The sequence below is a fragment of the Alicyclobacillus shizuokensis NBRC 103103 genome, assembly GCF_001552255.1.
Taxonomy (GTDB): Bacteria; Bacillota; Bacilli; order Alicyclobacillales; family Alicyclobacillaceae; genus Alicyclobacillus_G; species Alicyclobacillus_G shizuokensis.
In genome coordinates this window covers 1-2,118 of the sequence record NZ_BCQV01000107.1, presented here as the reverse complement: position 1 = coordinate 2,118, position 2,118 = coordinate 1, and the positions used below count along the sequence as shown (strand labels likewise).

1 protein-coding gene is annotated in these 2,118 nt (G+C 56.8%); it reads right to left on the bottom strand.

Features of this window, described 5'->3' with window-relative positions; all coding sequences use genetic code 11:
• Nucleotides 1–338: 338 nt before the first annotated feature.
• Entirely contained in the window at nt 339–2,009 is a 1,671-nt protein-coding gene (locus ASH01S_RS17490) for an IS1634 family transposase (RefSeq protein WP_067929713.1), read from the bottom strand.
• Nucleotides 2,010–2,118 lie beyond the last annotated feature (109 nt).

The window sequence follows — 2,118 nt, the reverse complement described above, 5'->3', positions numbered from 1 at the left end:
GGCACTTTCGGCAAGATTCAGGCCCCACGCATCTTTTTTCCAATTCCTTTGGCGCCGCCTTATCCTTGGTACGCATACGTTCGGAATCGACCACATTTGCGTCAACGTGACAAATTTCGCGCGCGAAGGACGCACGTTGACCAACGAATTTTGTCGAAATTGTGTTCACTTCACAGATTCCGCGCCACTTCCCTGTTGGATGAACTGGAAACTCAATTGAAGTGGCACAAGAATCATGGGGCTCCACACAAACTTCCTATATATGGTTCTATGAAAGTGCGATCATTCGTAAATTTGATCAGATATGGAAAGCATCCCTATGCTAACGCCTTGCGACATCAAGCGGTCTTTTTTTCGACCCCAAAGATGCTCAGATCCATATCCAGCAGCGACAGCACCCGCTCCAACTGCGGCTCAATGTGGGTATTTGCGACCCGATACCGCTGACCTTGGAGGATGAACTCCATCGTGCAGATCCCCTCAAACATCTCCAATACCGACAAGCCCGTTGGCCGGAAGCTCTTTCGTTTTCCCGGCAATATCAGTGGTTCGGTCTCCCGAGCCATCCGTTCCCGAATCCGGTACTCGAACACGCTGTACAACACCAATGCCAGCAGCATCAAACATCCAAATGCTCGTACCCGGGTGTCGTTGTGCAGGTAGATGGGTCCGACCAAGTAGGGGCTCTTCAGGAACCGGAACCGGCCTTCGACCTCATGCTGCTCCAGATACATCCGCAGGATGTCCGCGTTGCTGTAGCGCTGCTCGTCCCGGAGGTTCGTGATCAACACAAACGTGGACATCTCCCGGCGGGCCGCTTCCAACTCCGCCTCTTCAGGCGCATGGATCTCGATGATGTTCCGGTATTCCGTCACCACCGGCGGAGGGGGTGCGTCCTTCTTGGGGCGTCCCCGCGTCGGCCGTTTCTGCGGCACTTCCACTGCCACCGTTCGGGCCGTCACCTTGTGATAGCCCCGATGGGACTTCAACCAGGCTTCCAATCCACGCAAGGCGTCCGCTTCGCAGGCATAGGCAATCTTGCCCTCTGCCGCTGCGTCCACCTGCCATGCGGCGCGTTCCTGTTCGAGCCGCTTCGCCAACGCCTTCTCCTTCCGAGCGTCAAGGCTTGAGGACTGCACCGCGATGAACCGATACGTCACACCATCGAGTTCCCGGTGGAACGACTGCGTCCGGTAGACGGCAGCGCCCTTGCGGTCGCTGAGCGTTCCCACTTCTACCCATGCGCGTTCCTTCTCGATGGCCGCCCGTATCATCTGTCCGCACACCTTGTAGGTGTTCGGCAGCTTCGAGATGAAACGGACCTCATGGCGCCGGAACCCGGCCAGCGTCTCTGGCGTCACAGCCGCCGAATCGGCGATATAGATGGCGCCTTTCAACCGTTCCGCGTCATACAGCTCCATGAGTTTTGCCAGGGTCTGAGCGTTCCAGGTCTTGTCGCTGAGGTTTCCGTCCTCGATGCTGCCATACACCGGCAGGCCGCGGCACGTTCCCAGACCGAAGATGAACTGCTTCAGATCGGGGCGCCGATCCTTGGAGAACCCGTATGTAATGCGCAGCTGACTTGCATCGTCGTAGGCCCCGTACACAGAAATGGATGTCGTGTCAAAGTGCAGGCATTCCAAGGGAACCTGGCAGTCATCCAATGCCGCGAGGGATAACTCCGCAAATATACGGTCCACACCCGCCTTGTCCAACGCGTCCAAGGCTCTGCCCAACGCGTCATCGTTCAACGCGTCAACCGTCACCCCAGGACCAAGAAGCAGTTCAACATCCTGCCGTTGGTAGAATCGCTGCACGTGATACAGGGCCTTCCGATCCGTGAGAATGTTAATGAGCAGCGCCTTCACACGAAGGCCGACGGATAGGCGACAATCCTCCGGGCTCACCGGGACCATGCGATCAATTCGCTCCACCCAGCCCAAACGACGGATGAGTTCAGCAAACACGGGCGCGGCTTCCACAACGAACTGGGAGACGGGCTCAATCAACTGGAAGTCCTCCGCTCGAAATCAGTTGCTCACGGGAGATTTCGCTGTATCCAGGCTGAATCCCTGTCGAAATTCGTTCACTGTCGAAAAATCAGGTGCGGAATCTGTG